This window comes from Burkholderia sp. 9779_493, assembly GCF_015712215.1.
GTDB classification, from domain to species: domain Bacteria; phylum Pseudomonadota; class Gammaproteobacteria; order Burkholderiales; family Burkholderiaceae; genus Burkholderia; species Burkholderia cenocepacia.
The window spans coordinates 46,305-61,833 of the sequence record NZ_JACCQA010000026.1 but is presented as its reverse complement, the minus strand read 5'-3'; the positions used below and the strand labels follow the sequence as shown (position 1 = coordinate 61,833).

The window sequence follows — 15,529 nt, the reverse complement described above, 5'->3', positions numbered from 1 at the left end:
CATGATCCGCTTCCAACGCCACCGAATCGTCGCCGTGCTGATCCTGTGCGGCGCCGCTGCCTGCACGCCGCCCGCCGCGTTCGCGCAGGGCCCGAACGGCCCGCTCGTGACGATCCGCAATTTCATGTTTTCGCCGATGTCGACCACGATCAAGGCCGGCACGACCATCACGTGGAAGAACCTCGACGCGGAGCCGCATACCGTCGTCAACGACGCCGGCATCTTTCATTCGAAGGCGCTCGACCAGGACGAGACGTATTCGTTCCGCTTCGACAAGCCGGGTGTCTACAAGGTGTTCTGCGGTATTCATCCGTACATGAAGGAAACGATCACCGTCGAATGACGCGGCCTGCCACGCACCGCGGGCGAACGACGGGCGGCCGCCGCCTACAATGACTGTCGTCCCCTTCGCCCGCGAGGCAGACGGAGCCGTCCATGCCAAGGATCGATCTCGGTACCGTGCCCGAACGCCGCGGCAGCGGCTATCCGCGGCCGTTCGATGCGCCGTGCGCGCAGCGCATCCGCCAGCGTCTCGGCGACGCCGGCGGCCTGCGCGATTTCGGCGTCAACCTGATGCGCGTGCCGCCAGGCGGCTGGTCGTCGCAGCGCCACTGGCATTCCGACGAGGACGAATTCGTCTACGTGCTCGCAGGCGAGCTCGTGATGATCGAGGACGGTGGTGAAACCGTGCTGCGCGCGGGCGACTGCGCGGCGTTTCCGAAAAATTCGGGTAACGGCCATCATCTGGTCAACCGGTCGGATGCGGTCGCCGTCTATCTCGAGGTCGGCTCGCGCTCGCCGGACGACGTGATCACGTGCCCGGACATCGACATGATGAGCCCGAGCCGCGACGGCCGGTTTCTGCACAAGGACGGCACGCCGTACCCGGACGCGTGACACCTGCGCGTCGGTCACGCCCGCCGGGCCCGCAGGCGCGCGCGGCCGGCCGGGGTCACCGCCACTTCCGCCACGCCGCCAGGTGTATGACGCCGGACCACGTAGCCGCGCGCGCAGGCTTCCTCCCACACCGGCAGGCGCGGGCACGACGTGCGCCACGCATCGATCACCTCATCGTACGGCCGCGCGGCGGGCCCGATCCATTCGAGCAGGTCGTCGATCAACGGCTCGAGCGACGCCGCTTCGCGCTCGGACGCCTTCGGGTGGACTACGTGGATCGGCTGCGCATCCGGCTTGCGAAAGCTCGGCAGCGCACACAGCGTGTCGAAATGATCGTCGAGGATCGTGATGTCCATGGGGCGCTCCTGTGAACACCGTCATCCTGAACCGCGAGCGCCGAACCGGGAAATGAATTTAACGTGCGGATTCGTGCATTTTTCTGATTGATCTTTTTCCGTCGCTCACGCGCGTCGCATGCAGGCTCACTGCCCCGCCGCGCGCAGCGCCGGCGCGGTGCCGGCGACGACCGGACACGATCGAGGCAGCGCATGCCCGAACAACACGGCCAGCCCGCAAGCGGACGTGAACATGCCGACGCCGTCGTGCCCGACACCCGGCACTTCGACCACCTGCTGCGCGAGATCGTCCGGATGCCGCTTCTTCAGGTAATCGAAATACGCGAGCCCGCGCGCCAGCCGGTACGGCCCCTGCGCCATCGCCGCGCACGAGCGGTCGATGAAATGCGTGGTTGGATTCGTGTCCGCCTGCCCGAGCAGGTACACGACATGGCGTGCGACGTAGCGCGTTTCGAGATCGCGCACGTCCTGCGACGCGACATAAGGCGGCGCCGATTTCAACCCGTACTTCCATTCGGTCGCGCGCGGACAGGCGCCGCCGGCAAGCGCGTCGGCATTCGGCCGTTCATCGTCGAAATACAGGTAGCTCGACGGATTCGCGACCACGTAACGCACGGCAATGCCGGCACGCGCCAGTGCGTCGCCTTCGCGCCCGGCCACCGCATAACGCTGCAGCAACTGTGCACCGGCGGAATGACCGATCACGACGACCGTCGACAACGACGGGTACAGGCCGCGATCGGCGAAATGCGCGAGCAACGCGTCGAGCGCCGCGAACGAGCTGACCGGGCCCGGCTCGCGCGCCGGTTCGCCGCCTTTCCATCCTTCCTGCGTCCACGCGAGCGTCGATGCGGACAACGAAAAGGCGCGCGCGTCGGCACGGGTCAGGAACTGCGGTGCGACCACCATCGTGCCCGCGCCGGCCGCCCCGGCCTTTTCGACGACCTTGCGCCCCGATGCGTAATACGCGTCGGCGTTACGGAGCGTGCCGTGAATCACGATGAACACGCGCGTGACGTCGGGTGCGGCCTGGTCGAGCGGATGGTCCGCGTAGACGGGCAGCTCCGCGCGGCCCTGCGGCGTGTCGACGGCCAAGCGCCGGTCGGCGATGGCCTTGACCGGCGCTTCGAGACGTTCGCGCTGCGTGGGCGTGGCGGCTTCGGCCTGCGCGCCGCCCGGCATGCCGACGGCGGCGACCGCGAGCGGAACGGCGAACGACAGGGCTCGGGCGAGCTGCAACGCACGCAAGCGTCGGAGGCGGGCAAAGGCGACGGAAATGGCGGACATGGCGGCGGCTCGGGTGGCGAATATGACTTGAACGGCGATGGTCGCAGAATCCGTCGCGCGCTGCCGGCCCGTTGCCGAAAACGGGTCAGCCGGCCGGCTGCGCACCCGGTTCGGCGTCGGCGCACGCTTCGCCCGCTCGACGCTGCAGCTGCTGCACGATGCCGACCAGTTCGCCGATATGCGTCGCTACCGCCTGCTTGCCGGCGCGCGCCCACGCGTCGAACGACGTCATCCCGCTCACCGCGCCGACGAACGGCACGCCGGCCCGCTCGGCCGCCTGCGCGTCCACTGCATGGTCGCCGACGTAGATCGCGGCGGCGGCGGGCAAACCGAGCCGCGCCAGTGCCTGCACGAGCCCTTCCGGGTCCGGCTTGTGGCGTTGCACGTCCTCCCCGCCGATCAACACGTCGACCATCGATTGCAAGCCGTTGCGTTCGAGAATCGCGTCGATCCGGTAGCGAAACTTCGACGACACGATCGCGACGGCAAGCCCTTGCTCGCGCAACGCCGCGAGCAGCGGCGGCACTTCGGGATAGATGTGGGTGCCGGGCACCATGATCTCGTTCGGCGCGCGCGACGAAGTGCCGCGCGAACGCATCGGCCCGCGCCGCCACGGTCTCGCCCGTCAACGAACGGAACATGTCCGGCAGCGGCAGTCCGATCACGGCGCCGATCTGCGCGGGTGTCGGGCCGGCGGCGTCGAGTTGATCCAGCGCGTACCGGGTGCATTCGATGATCGCGGCGGACGAATCCGCCAGCGTCAGGTCGAAATCGAATATGACGGCCCGAACCGACATGAAAGAACTCCGTAAGCAAAGCGCGATGCCACATATGTTACGCGCGCGGCGAGATGAGATCGCCGACGAGATGACCTGAAACCGGGCGGCCGCGTTGAAGGCGCGTCGCCCGGCGTTGATCCGCCCCCAAGATCGTCGCACGCTATCAACCCCATTGCCGGTAGTGCTTACAAACATATCGTCAAAACACGATATATGATTCGCCCATCGACGATACCCGTCTGCCTGACCGAAACACCCAGCCTTTCCATGCCGACCGAACTCGACATCGACGCGATCCTGAAAGCGCTCTCGAACCCCGTGCGCCGGGAGATCCTCGTCTGGCTGAAAACGCCCGGCGAGCATTTCCCGCAGCAGACGCTGCCGTACGAACACGGCGTCTGCGCGAGCCAGATCGACGCGCGCTGCGGGCTGTCGCAGTCGACCGTCTCCGCGCACCTCGCGACGTTGCAGCGCGCGGGGCTCGTGACGTCGACGCGGATCGGCCAATGGGCGTTCTTCCAGCGCAACGAGGCCGTCATCGACGCATTTCACGACGCCCTGCGCCGCGAACTCTAGCCAACGGCCGAACCGGCCATGCGGGGCGCCATCGCACACGACGCGACGGCTTCCCGCCTTTCGTGAAGAGGTTATCTGTCATGCCCACGCTGTTCGATCCCGTTACCCTCGGCGACCTGACCCTGCCGAACCGCATCGTGATGGCGCCGCTCACCCGCTCCCGTGCGGGCGCGACGCGTGTGCCGAACGCGCTGATGGCGCGCTACTACGCCGAGCGCGCATCGGCCGGCCTGATCATTACCGAAGCGACGTCGGTCACGCCGCAAGGCGTCGGCTATGCCGACACGCCGGGCATCTGGTCCGACGAACAGGTCGAAGGCTGGAAGCAGATCACGCAGGCCGTGCATGTGGCCGGCGGGCGCATCGTGCTGCAACTCTGGCACGTCGGCCGGATCTCCGATCCGATGTTCCTGAACGGCGACCTGCCGGTCGCGCCGAGCGCGATCGCCGCGGGCGGCCACGTGAGCCTCGTGCGTCCGCCGCGCCCGTTCGTGACGCCGCGCGCCCTCGAACTCGACGAAATTCCGGGCATCGTCGCCGCGTACCGCAAGGGCGCCGAGAATGCGAAGGCAGCGGGCTTCGACGGCGTGGAAATTCACGGCGCGAACGGCTACCTGCTCGACCAGTTCCTGCAGGACAGCACCAATCGCCGCACCGATGCGTACGGCGGCCCGGTCGAGAATCGCGCGCGCCTGCTGCTCGAAGTGGTCGACGCGGCGATCGACGTGTGGGGTGCCGGCCGCGTCGGCGTGCATCTCGCACCGCGCGGCGACGCGCATACGATGGGCGACTCCGATCCGGCGGCCACGTTCGGTTACGTCGCGCGCGAACTCGGTCGCCGCAAGATCGCGTTCATCTTCACGCGCGAATCGTATTCGGGCGACCAGTTGAGCCCGCGCCTGAAGGAAGCATTCGGCGGCCCGCTGATCGCGAACGAGCAGTTCACGCTCGACACCGCGCAGGCCGCGCTCGCGAACGGCAGCGCCGACGCGATCGCCTGGGGCAAGCTGTTCATCGCGAACCCGGACCTGCCGCGCCGCCTCGAAATCGGCGCGCCGCTCAACAAGCCGGTGCCGGAGACGTTCTACGCGGAAGGCGAAACGGGCTACACCGACTACCCGGCGCTGAGCGACGCGGCCTGACGGTAGAACGGCGCGGGTTCAGGCGCGCACGTCGGCACGCATGAACACGCGCTGCGTTTCGTCGAGACCGAGCGCGACGTGGTGCGCGCGGATCGCGCGCAGCGCGTCGTCGAGAGATGCGTCGTCGATGATGTGAAAACCGAGGCGCGCGTAATAAGGGGCGTTCCACGGCGCGTCGCGGAACGTCGACAGCACGACCTCAACGATGCCGTCTTGCGCGGCGCGCGTCATGATCCGCTCGATCAGGCGCGCGCCGATCCGCTGCCCCGCATGCGACGGCGCGACATCCAGTTCCTCCAGATACAGCCGCTGCGCATCGAGCAGCCGGTAGAACGCGAACCCGACGCACGTGCCTTGCGAATCGACCGCGACGTACGCGCGACCGTCGTCGATCCGCATGAGCACGGCAGCCGCATCGGTCGGCTCGCCGTCGGCGATGTCGGCCATGCCGACCTCGCGAAACCGCTGCGCGGCGGCCACTTCCACGGCGGCCATCGCGGCCGCGTCTTCCCGCGTGGCGGGGCGAATCAGGATCGATGCAGGCATGACGGCAATTCGGGCAGGCAGTCCGGGACGGCCGTCACTATAATCGAAACCTCATACGTATCGTTTGTTTCGAACGCCCGATCCACGGGGTTCGCCAGCCGCGGCAGCCCCGGCGACCCGCCGCCCGCTAACAGCGAAACGCCTTGCGCCAGACGCCCTGCTCCGGCGTGTGAGCGTTGCATTCGATCAGCGCGCGCACCAGCGTCCAGTCGTCGTCATCGCAGAAATCGAGCAGCATCGCGCCGTACGGGCCGCGCTGTTCGCGCAAGCGCTCGGCCAGTCGCGCATGAATGCCCGGCACGCGGCCATCGCCGTGTGCGACCACCGACGGATTCGCGCCCATCCCCGTTCCGCTGCAGAAATTGAGCGCCCAGCGGCCGCTGTCCGGCAGCGGCAGATGCGTCAGCAACGCGTCGATCGCACGCCACTTCCATGCGATCGATGCGGCCACCGGCACGCGATACTCGTCCTGGATCACGAACGCGCCGTCCGGATGGTCGATCGTGAACGTCGCGTTGTCGGGCCACGCGGTCAGGTCGATGCCGAGCGGCCGGCCGCTGCGAAAGCGCCGCAACAGCACGACCGCGCCGCGCACGTCGCCGAGCGTCGGCAGCGTGCCGCCGGCATGCCAGCGCAGCCGCGGATGCCGCGCGCGATGCGCGTCGAACGTCGCATCGAAACCGCGCGTGCACGCATGCGCCGGCCATTCGTCCTTCACCGACATCACGATGCATTCGCGCGGATGCGCATCGAGAAAGCGCGTACAGGTTGCCAGCACGTCGTCGAACGTCATGCCGAGCGCGATGCCGCCGTGATGGATGTCGAACGCATCGCGCACGTGCCGGCAGCGGATGTCGAGCAGCCGCACGCCATGCGCGAGCTGCGCCTCGAGCGGCGCGCGCTGCGTGCGCACGAGCAAATCGTCGACCGTATACGCACAGGTGTCATGGCTGCCCGGTAGGGTCAGCGTATGCAGCGGCCGCGCGTCGTCGAGCGCCGACATCCAGTCGGCAGGCGGCACGCACGTATCGTGGCTCGAAGGGATCATGAATCGATGAATGACAAGGAAAGAAAACCGTGGGTCACGGCGTCGGATGTCGCGGCGCGGGCCGGCGTCTCACGCTCCGCAGTGTCGCGCGCGTTCTCGCCGACGGCAAGCATCGCGCCGCAAACACGCGAACGCGTGATGGTCGCCGCGCGGGCGCTGGGCTACCAGGTCAACCTGATCGCGCGCGACATGATCACGCAGCGCAGCAGCATGATCGGCGTCGTGACGGCCGGATTCGAGAACCCGTTTCGCGCGCGGCTGCTGTCGGACCTGATGGCCGCGCTCGGGCAGCGCGCGCTCACGCCGCTCGTGACCAATGCGGAAGACCCGCGCCAGATCCGGCAATCGCTCGAACAACTGCTCAGCTATCGGATCGCGGGCCTCGTGATGACGTCCGCGTCGCCGCCGCTGTCGGTCGCGCAGCAGTATCTCGAACACCGGATTCCGGTCGTGATGATCAACCGCGAAGCGAACCTGCCGGGCGCGGACGTGGTCGTCAGCGACAACGCGGCGGGCGCGGTCCACGCCGCGCAGCGGCTCGTGCGGGCCGGCGCGCGCCGGCTCGCGTTCGTCGGGCCGCGCGGCACGAGCTACAGCGCGCGGTCGCGCGCCGCGGCGTTCGAACAGGCGCTCGCGCAACGCGACGCATTCGACGCGACGCTCGTCCGCGTGCTCGACACGCCGTCCGACACCCACGCCGGCGGAATCGACGCGGCGCGGCAACTGTTCGCGACGGGCGAGCGGCCCGACGGCGTGTTCTGCTCGTCCGACCTGCTCGCGCTCGGCGTGATCGACGTCGCACGCCGAGAATTCGGCTTGCGCGTACCGGACGACCTGCGCGTGATCGGCTTCGACGACATCCCCGCCGCCGAATACGACGCCTATCGGCTGACGACACTGCGGCAGGACACGCGCGGCCTCGCCCTCGCGGCGATCGACCTGCTTGCGGACCGGCTGCAGACGTTCGACGGCCCGTCGCGCACGCGCGTCGTGCCGGTCACGCAGGTGGTGCGAAACAGCTGCGCGTGACGACGCAGGACCGGGCGCGGTCACCCCGCGCGTCACTTCAATCCGCCCGCGAACCCGCGCAACAGGTAGCGCTGCACGTAACCGGCCACGGCGAGCGTGGGCAGCGACGCCATCAGCCCCGCGCTCATCAGGTCGCCCCAGTCGATCCCGTTCTCCGTCACGTAGCCGGCGATCGCGAGCGGCAGCGTGAAGCGGCTCGGCGTCGACACGAACAGCAGCGCGATCAGGAATTCGTTCCAGGCCGCGATGAACACGAAGATCGCGGTCGCGATCAGCCCCGGCGCGCACAGCGGCAGCACGATCTGCACGAGCCGCCGCGCGAGCCCCGCGCCGTCGATGCACGCCGCCTCTTCGTACTCGATCGGGACGTCGCGCACGAACGCGAGCAGCATCCAGATCGCCATCGGCAATGCATAGATCTGATACGCGAGCATCAGGCCGAGCGTCGAATCGAGCAGGTGCAGCCGCTTCGCGAGCGCGAACAGCGGCACCGCGATCGTGATCGGCGGCATCAGCTTCAACGCCAGCACGAGCACCAGGAACAGCAGGTCGAGCCGCGCCGGAAACCGCAGCCGCACGAGCGCATACGCGGCCGGAAACGCGAGCGCCAGTGCGAGCAGCGTCGTGCCGAAGCCGACCAGCAGCGAATTGAACAGCGGCGCGCCGATACCGTTCGACCACACCGACGCAAAATGCTCGACGGTCGGCGCGGCCGGCCAGATCCGCAACGGATGATCGAGGCGTTCGAGCGTCGGCATGAAGGCCGCGCCGGCCATCCACAGGCACGGCAGCAGCAACAGTGCGAGCGCGACGATGCGCAGCGCCCACGGCACCGTTTGACCGAATGCGGCGCGCGTTCGGGCGCGCGGGATACCCGTCGATCGCGTCGTCATGCGCGCCGCTTGCGAACCGTCTGCCATACGTACCCCGAGACCAGCAGCGCGGACGCCGCGAGCATCAGCACCGACGCGGCACTCGCCGGCCCGACGTTGAAGAAGCGGAAGCCCGTGTCGTAGATATAGGTCGACAGCGTCTGCGTCGCGTTGCCGGGGCCGCCGCCCGTCAGCGCATAGACCTTGTCGAACAGCTTGAACGTGTCGATCGAGCGCAGCAGCAGCGCAAGGCCGATCTGCGGCGCGGCGAGCGGCAGCGTGATGTCGCGCAGGCACTGCCACTCGCTCGCGCCGTCGGTGCGCGCGGCTTCGTACAGTTCCTGCGGAATCGACTGCAGCCCGGCCAGCACGATCAGGAACGCCATCGGCGTCCACTGCCAGACGTCGACGAGCGCGAGCGACCACAGCGCGAGATGCGGATCGGACAGCCAGCGCACGCCTTCGATGCCGAACGCCGCGAGCAGCGCATTGAGGAAGCCGTCGAAGTTCAGCCAGTTGCGCCAGATCGCCGAGCACACGAGCGTGGACAGCATCATCGGCAGGATCGCGAGCGGCAATGCGATGCGTCGGCCCGGAAACGCGCGCACGAACAACAGCGCGAGACCGAAGCCGAGCGCGACTTCGGCGAGCGACGCGACGATCGTGAAGCGCAACGTGTTGCCGAAGCCGGCCGCGAACGCGTCGTCGCCGAGCACCGCGCGATAGTTCGCGAGCCCCGCGAACGCGCGGCGGCCGGCCGAGTAGTCGACCCGGCAGAACGAGTCGATCAGCACCTGCGCGACCGGATACAGCGCGAGCGCGGCGAGCACCAACAGCGCGGGCCCGAGCAGCGCGACGAACGGCAGGCTGCGGCCGAACGCTTTCATGCGCGAGCTCCGGCCAGCGGATCGACGTGAGCCGTCACTTGCCGGCCGCGGCCGTCGCCTGCGCGATCTTCTGCTGCGCCTGGCGCAGCGCGGCGTCGGGCGCGGCCTGCCCCGTCAGCGCGAGCTGCAACTGATCGCCGAGAATGCTCTCGACCTGCTGCCAGTCCTTCACACGCGGCCGCGCACGGCCGGCCTCGAGCGCCTTCAGTTGATCCGGATACCAGCGGTACTGGCGCACCAGCGCCGGATCGTTGAACACGCTGCGGCGGGTCGGCGGAATGCCGATGCCGGCGAGGCGCGTCTGCGTGTCGCGCGCGGTGAGGTACGCGAGAAAATCCTGCGCGAGCTTCGCGTGCGGCGCGTCCTTCGGAATGCCCATCTGCCAGATGCCGAGCATCGGCGCCGGGCCCGCGGTCTGCCCCGGCGGCGGCTGCAGCGCGATCTGCCCGACCACGCGCGACTGCTTCGCGTCGTCGAGCGCCGGCACCCACGCCGGCCACACCTCGATCGACTGCGCGGCCGTGCCGCGTTGCAGCGCGTCGCGCACTTCCGCCGCGCCGTACACGTCGACGTCCTTCGGCGCGAACGCCTTCAGCGCGAGGAACGTCTTCAGCGCGGCCTGCGCTTCGCGCGAATCGATCGTCACGTTGCCGGCGTGGTCGAACACGTCGCCGCCGTACGCCCACAGGATCGGCAGGAAGCCCGTGACGACCGGGTTGCCCTTCGTGCCGCGGAACACGACACCCGACACGCTCTTGTCCACGCCGCCGACGGTCTGCGCGATCTTCAGCACGTCGTCCCAGTTGCGCGGCGGTTGCAGCTTGTACTTCGCGAGCAGGTCCTTGCGGTACGCGAACATCTCGACGTTGCCGACGATCGGCAGCGCGTACAGCGCACCGGCCGCATTGCGGCCGAGCGCGACGGCGGACGGCACGAGATCGGCGTCCGCGAGCGACGCGGGCAGCGGCTTCAGCCAGCCGTTGCCGATGAATTCCGGCGCCCACGTGTCGTCCATCATCACGAGGTCGTACGCGCCGGTGCCTTCGCGCATCGACAGCTTGAGCTTCTGGTACAGGTTCGCGTTCGGCAGCTTGAGCAGCTCGATCTCGGTGCCCGGATGCAGCTTGTTGAAGCCGGCGACGGCGTCGGCCAGCCCCTTGCCGTAGATGTCGTCGCGGCCCGCGATGACGAGATCCGCCGCGAAGGCGTGCGTGGCGGCAACGGATAGCGCAACGGCGGCGGACAGCGCGCGCAGGCGGCTCAGCAGGGTCATGTGGTCTCTCTCGATCGGCGTATGGAGCGGAACAATCATGCGTTGCACACGTGTGCAACGCCGGCGACGGGTCAAGTCGCCTGAAGCGTCGCCATTGTTCACGCAGACCGTGAAGGTATTGTGGCAAGCCGCAAGCCGGGCAACCTGACGCGCGGATGCCGTCGATCCGGGTCCATTCAGTCAAGCATACGGACGATTTTTTTCAAGCATGGCTTTCCATCGATCGCCCGATGCCGCCCCATGCCCGTGAAGACCGCACGGCGGCACGCGACCGGCGTGCCGCCGCCCGCCGTTCGAGGTCAAAAGTTCACACGAATCCCTGCCATCACCGCCAGCTGCCGGCTCGAATTGCTGTTCGCGAGCACCGGAATCTGCGCATAGTTGACCGCGTTGCCGTCCGCGTCGGTGCCGAGCCCCGTGCCGCTCGCGACCTGGCCGATCGCAACCGCATAGAGTGCGGTGCGCTTCGACAGGCTGTAGTTCGCGCCGACGTTCACCTGGTGGAACCGCGTCGTGCCGCGCCCGTCCGTATGCGCGGCGTTGAAGATGTACGCGACGCCGCCTTGCAGCGCCGGCGTGAACATGTATGTGACGTTCAGCTCGCCGATGTCGAACGTGAACGCCTGCGTGCGCGGCTGCGCGTCGGTCGAGAAATAGCGGCTGTCGCCGAGCCGCGTGTGCGTATAGGTCAGCGCGACCGTCGCCGCGCCGAGCGTGACCGACCCGCCTGCGCCGAACGCGCGCATCGAGCCGGCATCCTGCAGCAGGCAGTACATCGCGCCCGGGTTGCTGCACGCGAAATCGCCGATATAGCCGCTCGCGCCGCCGAGCGCCGCGTCGAGCGGCTGGTGCAGGTCGAGGTAGCCGACCGAGAACGCCACCGGCGCCCGCGTGTACGTCGCGGCCACCGCATAGCCGCGCTTCGCGGAAAAATCGCCGGCCTGCCCGCCGAAGCTGAACGTGCCGCCGAACGTGAAGCCGTTGAAATCGGCGCTGGTGAACTTCACCGCGTTGTTGAAGTTGAACGCGGCATTCAGGTTGTCGACGTCGCCGAGATGCGAGCCGTACGGCGTCGCCCAGTTGTTGCTCGATACGTACGCGCCGAGCATGTCGGTGTACGAGTCGTACTGGCGGCCGAGGCCGAGCGTGCCGATTCCGTCCTGGCGCAGCCCGACCCATGCCTGCCGGCTGAATGCGGTGCCGCCCTGCAGCGCCTGCCCGTTCGCGGACAGGAACTGCTGCTCGAGTGTAAACACCGCATCGAGGCCGCCGCCGAGCGGCTCGGCGCCCTGGAAGCCGAAGCGGGACGGCACGAGGTTGCCGCCGCCCATCTGCCAGGCATGGCCGCCGCCCGTGCTGCCGTCGGCGCGTGTGAACTGCTGGTTCGTCGAATAGATGATGCCGGTGTCCACGGTGCCGTACAGCGTCACGCTCCCCGAAGTCTGCGCGTGTGCGTGCAGGCAGCCCAGCATGGCCGCGGCTGCGGTCAGTCGTCGTCCGTTCTTCATGTCCCGCCCCTCTGTGATCATCGATTCGCAGTGCGAACCGATGGTGTTTTCGATATGGGTGACAGGACTTTATCCAGCGAAAATTCCGGACCTCTATCGCAAATCGGCAAACGGTGGGGGGGGCGACCCGCGACGACGCCGGGCGGCGCCGTCGCGATGCGCGTGCGTCATTCGGGACGCGTGGTCTGGGAAGGCAGCTCGCCGAACAGGTCGCGATACTCGCGCGCGAAATAGCCGAGGTGCGTGAAACCCCAGCTCGCGGCGGCTTCGCCGACGCCGAGTTGCTGCGCCGACGTCGTGCGCAGCAGGCGACGCACCGCGTTCAGCCGGATCGTGCGCAGGTAGCCGACCGGCGTGACGTCGGCCACGCGCTGGAAACTCGTTTGCAGCGTGCGGCGGCTGCAGCGCAGCGCGCGACACAGTTCGAGCACGGTGACGGGTTCTTCGGGCCGGTCGCGCAGATGCTTCTCGCAGCGGCTGACGATATCGCTGTAGGTGGCGTGCGTGATGTCGCGGCGCTCGACGCCGATACCCTGTTCGAGCGCATCGAGGAACATGCCGAGCATCGCGTCGCGAAACATCTTGCGGGTCGCCGCGTATTCGAGGCAGCCCGGGTTGCGCTGGGCCTCGTCGATCAGCGCCGACAGCCGCACGCCGAGCGCGACGCCCTGCGCGTCGGACAGCCGCGTCACGTGCCGCAGCCGGCGCGCGCCGGCCGCGCCGAATTCGGCTTCGCACAGCTCGTCGACCATGTCGGACGCCGCGCTGATCCCGACGAGCCCCATCCCTTCCGGCGTGTGGAATTCGAAATCCTCGCCGGCGCGCAGCGCGAGCAGCGCATAGCCGTCGACCGGCTGGCCCTGGAACGTGCCCGCGAGCGGCACGGACAGCGGCACCGCGAGCGACGTGCGCGCGACCGGTGCGAGCCCGGTTTGCGCGACGCGCCGGTTGGTCGTTTCGCGGAAGAAGTGGAAATCGTCGTACAGCACCTGCGTGACGGTGCCCTTGAAGCGGCCCGGCGTCATCTGACGGTAAACCTGATGCCAGCCCGCGATCGCGAGCCCGTGATCGTGCACGTCTTCGTGTGAGCGTGACTGGAACAGCATCGGCATCTCCGGTAAAACCCTGATTCCTGGATGCGGCCGCCGGGTTTGCGCGGCACGCATCGCCACAGCTTACCCTCGCAAAATCCCGTGTAGTGCGGTTTCGAACGCAAGACAGGCCGCCGACAGCGCGGCGGCCTGCTCGTCGATCAGCCTGACGTAGCGGCGAAACGACGGCATCCGGTTCACGATCTCGCTGCCGCCGAACGGCACGACCGCGAGCGTCCAGCGGCCGTTGCGGGCAACGCCGCCGTGTGCGTCGATGACGCAGTCGGTCAGGTGCAGCGGCCGCAGCGCGTCGGCCAGCGACGGCTCGGCGAGCAGCGCGGCCAGCGTGTCGATGAAGACCCGGTCGCATCCGGGTCCGGGCACCGCATCGACGCCCGTGCGGCGCAGCCAGCCGGTCTGCCGCACGCGCGCGCGGCCCCGCGCGGCCGGGCCGTTGGCGGCTACCGTCACCTTCACGCTGACCGTATGCATCAGGAACTGGCGCTCGACGCGCTCGTCGACGCTCACATGCACGCCGTTCGGCAGCCGCGCCGTGGCGCCGCCCACATCCGTATCGCGCACGGCCCGCAGGTCGGCGAGCACGCGCGCGGCGATCGCGCCGGGCCGATGGCCGGGCGGCGGCGCATCGGGCGCCGCGCGCCGCGGGGCAAGCGCGGCCTTCACGACGCGACGTGCTCGTTGCGCAGCACGTCCTCGACCGGCACCGGCCTGAACGGATGCCGGCGCTGCACGACGAGCGTCCAGAACAGCGCGTACAGCGCGGTGAGCCCGAGCATCGCGCCGAACGGCACGTAGATGTCGCGCGGGTTCATGCCGGGCGGCGTGATGTACCAGATCGCGAGCACGATGCCGACGCTCGACACGATCTGCGGCAGCGGGAACAGCGGCGAACGGTACGGCCGCGGCAGGTCCGGGCGGCGGATGCGCAGCATCACGACCGACGCGGTGACGAGCAGGTACGCGGTGCCCCACGCGCAGGTCGCGGCGAGCACGAGATGCAGGATGCTGTCGAGATTGCCGTTGATCAGCCACGCATGGAAGATCGGCACGATCGCCGCCGCGACGATGCCGACCACCGGCGTCTTGAAACGCGGATGCAGGTACGCGAAGCAGCGCGGCAACGCGCCGTCGATCGCCATCCCGTACAGGATGCGCGGCAGCCCGGCCATCAGCGTGTTGATCGTCGCGGCGCCCGCGCACAGGAACGCGATGCCGAACCACACGCGGCCGAACGGCCCGAGCACCTGCAGCGCGAACGCGGGAATTGCGCCCGGCGTGTCGAGCAGGTGCGTGAGGCCGTCGGGGCTCACCGGCACGTTCGCGACCTGGCGGCGGATCGCCGCGCCGTACAGGAACATGCAGATCGCGACGCCGACGAGGCCGAGCGCCATCGCGCGCGGAATCGTGCGGCCCGGCGCCTTCATTTCCGGCGCGAGCGGCGTGACGAACTCGCAGCCGACGAACATGAACATCGCCATCCCGACCAGCGACAGCACGGCCGGAATCGACGTGCCGACTTCCGAGCCGCCGAACCAGCCGTCGAGATGCACGGCCGGCGCGGCCGCGAGCCCGAGGATCCCGAAGATCATCAGCGACAGCCACATGCCGGCCGTCAGCACGATCTCGAGCTTGCTGAACACCTTGATGCCGATGATGTTGGTGATCGCGAACGTGACCACGAGGCCGACGCCGACGAGCCACGAGCTGTTGTGCTGCTCGAACGCGGCGTTCAGCGATTCGAAATTCACGAGCGCCATGATGCCGCTCAGGATCGTCTCCGCCGTGCCGGCGAACACGTGCACGAGGAAATACGCGGAAATCGTGCCGGTGATCGCCCAGAAGCGGCCGAGCCCGCACGACAGGTAATCGTAAACCGAGCCGGCCGTCGGCAGCATCGCGGCGGCTTCTGAGAACGTGGTGGCCTGCGCCTGCATCATCACGAACGCGATGATCATCGCGACCGCGAACGCCCAGCCGCCCATCCCGAAGCCCGACGTCGCGGTGAGGATCACCGGGCTCGCCATGATGAGCCCGACGGCGCTCGCCAGCGCGGTCGGAAAACCGACCGCCCCCGCCTTCAACGCGGTGCCGCCGCCCGCTTCAGCCGGCGAGCCGCCAGGCGTATCGCCCGCGGCGCCGGTCACTCCTGACCATCCCGACATCGTTGTCTCCTTCGTAGGTTGGCCCGAACCGGCGCTTCGTCAGCGGCCGGGGGCC

General features: G+C 68.7%; 17 protein-coding genes and 1 pseudogene. 5 read left to right on the top strand and 13 right to left on the bottom strand.

Going from position 1 to position 15,529, the window contains the following annotated elements; genetic code table 11:
- Position 1: 1 nt before the first annotated feature.
- Positions 2 to 343: a cupredoxin domain-containing protein gene (locus H0X95_RS24700; RefSeq protein WP_006484420.1), complete on the top strand. Its 342-nt coding sequence runs from the start codon at positions 2 to 4 to the stop codon at positions 341 to 343.
- A gap of 92 nt (positions 344 to 435) precedes the next feature.
- Positions 436 to 897 (top strand): cupin domain-containing protein, encoded by a 462-nt coding sequence (locus tag H0X95_RS24695; protein WP_006484426.1) that lies wholly within the window; start codon positions 436 to 438, stop codon positions 895 to 897.
- A gap of 14 nt (positions 898 to 911) precedes the next feature.
- Here H0X95_RS24695 and H0X95_RS24690 read toward each other — a convergent pair whose 3' ends face one another.
- The 4 genes and pseudogenes from H0X95_RS24690 to H0X95_RS36220 form a co-directional block, all read right to left on the bottom strand.
- Positions 912 to 1,253, bottom strand: a complete 342-nt coding sequence (locus H0X95_RS24690) for a 3-phosphoglycerate dehydrogenase (RefSeq protein WP_077175858.1) — start codon at positions 1,251 to 1,253, stop codon at positions 912 to 914.
- A gap of 126 nt (positions 1,254 to 1,379) precedes the next feature.
- Positions 1,380 to 2,540 (bottom strand): alpha/beta fold hydrolase, encoded by a 1,161-nt coding sequence (locus tag H0X95_RS24685; protein ID WP_059722058.1) that lies wholly within the window; start codon positions 2,538 to 2,540, stop codon positions 1,380 to 1,382.
- An 85-nt stretch (positions 2,541 to 2,625) separates the two neighbouring features.
- Entirely contained in the window at positions 2,626 to 3,096 is a 471-nt protein-coding gene (locus H0X95_RS24680; RefSeq protein WP_269060588.1) for an HAD family hydrolase, read from the bottom strand.
- A 106-nt stretch (positions 3,097 to 3,202) separates the two neighbouring features.
- Positions 3,203 to 3,337 (bottom strand): annotated as a pseudogene (locus H0X95_RS36220) (HAD hydrolase-like protein); the annotation flags it as partial.
- Between the two features lie 249 nt (positions 3,338 to 3,586).
- On the opposite strand from H0X95_RS36220, the gene H0X95_RS24675 reads away from it, so the two are divergent.
- Both H0X95_RS24675 and H0X95_RS24670 read left to right on the top strand, forming a co-directional pair.
- Positions 3,587 to 3,895 (top strand): ArsR/SmtB family transcription factor, encoded by a 309-nt coding sequence (locus H0X95_RS24675; protein ID WP_196446250.1) that lies wholly within the window; start codon positions 3,587 to 3,589, stop codon positions 3,893 to 3,895.
- Between the two features lie 80 nt (positions 3,896 to 3,975).
- On the top strand, positions 3,976 to 5,037 hold the full coding sequence (locus tag H0X95_RS24670) for an alkene reductase (RefSeq protein ID WP_058903275.1): 1,062 nt from the start codon (positions 3,976 to 3,978) through the stop codon (positions 5,035 to 5,037).
- Positions 5,038 to 5,055: 18 nt separating this feature from the next.
- Here the strand turns inward: H0X95_RS24670 and H0X95_RS24665 are convergent, their stop codons facing one another.
- Both H0X95_RS24665 and H0X95_RS24660 read right to left on the bottom strand, forming a co-directional pair.
- Positions 5,056 to 5,583 carry a GNAT family N-acetyltransferase gene (locus H0X95_RS24665; protein WP_006496872.1) on the bottom strand — a complete coding sequence of 176 codons (528 nt, stop codon included), beginning with the start codon at positions 5,581 to 5,583 and terminating at the stop codon, positions 5,056 to 5,058.
- Positions 5,584 to 5,710: 127 nt separating this feature from the next.
- Positions 5,711 to 6,631: a phosphatidylinositol-specific phospholipase C gene (locus H0X95_RS24660; protein ID WP_154641173.1), complete on the bottom strand. Its 921-nt coding sequence runs from the start codon at positions 6,629 to 6,631 to the stop codon at positions 5,711 to 5,713.
- 6 nt (positions 6,632 to 6,637) lie between these two features.
- On the opposite strand from H0X95_RS24660, the gene H0X95_RS24655 reads away from it, so the two are divergent.
- On the top strand, positions 6,638 to 7,660 hold the full coding sequence (locus tag H0X95_RS24655) for a LacI family DNA-binding transcriptional regulator (protein WP_059722055.1): 1,023 nt from the start codon (positions 6,638 to 6,640) through the stop codon (positions 7,658 to 7,660).
- A gap of 32 nt (positions 7,661 to 7,692) precedes the next feature.
- Here the strand turns inward: H0X95_RS24655 and H0X95_RS24650 are convergent, their stop codons facing one another.
- The 7 genes from H0X95_RS24650 to H0X95_RS24620 form a co-directional block, all read right to left on the bottom strand.
- Positions 7,693 to 8,553: a carbohydrate ABC transporter permease gene (locus H0X95_RS24650; protein WP_059722053.1), complete on the bottom strand. Its 861-nt coding sequence runs from the start codon at positions 8,551 to 8,553 to the stop codon at positions 7,693 to 7,695.
- A complete protein-coding gene (locus H0X95_RS24645; protein WP_006480925.1) occupies positions 8,550 to 9,419 on the bottom strand; it encodes a carbohydrate ABC transporter permease in 870 nt (289 codons plus the stop codon). The genes H0X95_RS24650 and H0X95_RS24645 overlap by 4 nt, the downstream gene beginning before the upstream one ends.
- Positions 9,420 to 9,453: 34 nt before the next feature.
- Entirely contained in the window at positions 9,454 to 10,692 is a 1,239-nt protein-coding gene (locus H0X95_RS24640; protein ID WP_196446249.1) for an ABC transporter substrate-binding protein, read from the bottom strand.
- 299 nt (positions 10,693 to 10,991) lie between these two features.
- Positions 10,992 to 12,200 carry a porin gene (locus H0X95_RS24635; RefSeq protein WP_196446248.1) on the bottom strand — a complete coding sequence of 403 codons (1,209 nt, stop codon included), beginning with the start codon at positions 12,198 to 12,200 and terminating at the stop codon, positions 10,992 to 10,994.
- Positions 12,201 to 12,367: 167 nt separating this feature from the next.
- A complete protein-coding gene (locus H0X95_RS24630; protein WP_006485599.1) occupies positions 12,368 to 13,306 on the bottom strand; it encodes a helix-turn-helix domain-containing protein in 939 nt (312 codons plus the stop codon).
- A gap of 69 nt (positions 13,307 to 13,375) precedes the next feature.
- Complete coding sequence (locus H0X95_RS24625) at positions 13,376 to 13,975, bottom strand: DUF3156 family protein (protein WP_196446247.1); 600 nt, start codon at positions 13,973 to 13,975, stop codon at positions 13,376 to 13,378.
- Positions 13,972 to 15,474 (bottom strand): APC family permease, encoded by a 1,503-nt coding sequence (locus tag H0X95_RS24620; RefSeq protein WP_006493968.1) that lies wholly within the window; start codon positions 15,472 to 15,474, stop codon positions 13,972 to 13,974. The genes H0X95_RS24625 and H0X95_RS24620 overlap by 4 nt, the downstream gene beginning before the upstream one ends.
- Positions 15,475 to 15,529 lie beyond the last annotated feature (55 nt).

Bases quoted from the DNA above. Each gene is read 5' to 3' on its own strand.
- H0X95_RS24695 (WP_006484426.1), top strand. From the start codon at position 436: ATGCCAAGGATCGATCTCGGTACCGTGCCCGAACGCCGCGGCAGCGGC.
- H0X95_RS24640 (WP_196446249.1), bottom strand. From the start codon at position 10,692: ATGACCCTGCTGAGCCGCCTGCGCGCGCTGTCCGCCGCCGTTGCGCTA.
- H0X95_RS24700 (WP_006484420.1), top strand. From the start codon at position 2: ATGATCCGCTTCCAACGCCACCGAATCGTCGCCGTGCTGATCCTGTGC.
- H0X95_RS24620 (WP_006493968.1), bottom strand. From the start codon at position 15,474: ATGTCGGGATGGTCAGGAGTGACCGGCGCCGCGGGCGATACGCCTGGC.
- H0X95_RS24690 (WP_077175858.1), bottom strand. From the start codon at position 1,253: ATGGACATCACGATCCTCGACGATCATTTCGACACGCTGTGTGCGCTG.
- H0X95_RS24685 (WP_059722058.1), bottom strand. From the start codon at position 2,540: ATGTCCGCCATTTCCGTCGCCTTTGCCCGCCTCCGACGCTTGCGTGCG.
- H0X95_RS24660 (WP_154641173.1), bottom strand. From the start codon at position 6,631: ATGATCCCTTCGAGCCACGATACGTGCGTGCCGCCTGCCGACTGGATG.
- H0X95_RS24650 (WP_059722053.1), bottom strand. From the start codon at position 8,553: ATGACGACGCGATCGACGGGTATCCCGCGCGCCCGAACGCGCGCCGCA.
- H0X95_RS24630 (WP_006485599.1), bottom strand. From the start codon at position 13,306: ATGCTGTTCCAGTCACGCTCACACGAAGACGTGCACGATCACGGGCTC.
- H0X95_RS24645 (WP_006480925.1), bottom strand. From the start codon at position 9,419: ATGAAAGCGTTCGGCCGCAGCCTGCCGTTCGTCGCGCTGCTCGGGCCC.
- H0X95_RS24675 (WP_196446250.1), top strand. From the start codon at position 3,587: ATGCCGACCGAACTCGACATCGACGCGATCCTGAAAGCGCTCTCGAAC.
- H0X95_RS24635 (WP_196446248.1), bottom strand. From the start codon at position 12,200: ATGAAGAACGGACGACGACTGACCGCAGCCGCGGCCATGCTGGGCTGC.
- H0X95_RS24670 (WP_058903275.1), top strand. From the start codon at position 3,976: ATGCCCACGCTGTTCGATCCCGTTACCCTCGGCGACCTGACCCTGCCG.
- H0X95_RS24655 (WP_059722055.1), top strand. From the start codon at position 6,638: ATGAATGACAAGGAAAGAAAACCGTGGGTCACGGCGTCGGATGTCGCG.
- H0X95_RS24680 (WP_269060588.1), bottom strand. From the start codon at position 3,096: ATGGTGCCCGGCACCCACATCTATCCCGAAGTGCCGCCGCTGCTCGCG.
- H0X95_RS24665 (WP_006496872.1), bottom strand. From the start codon at position 5,583: ATGCCTGCATCGATCCTGATTCGCCCCGCCACGCGGGAAGACGCGGCC.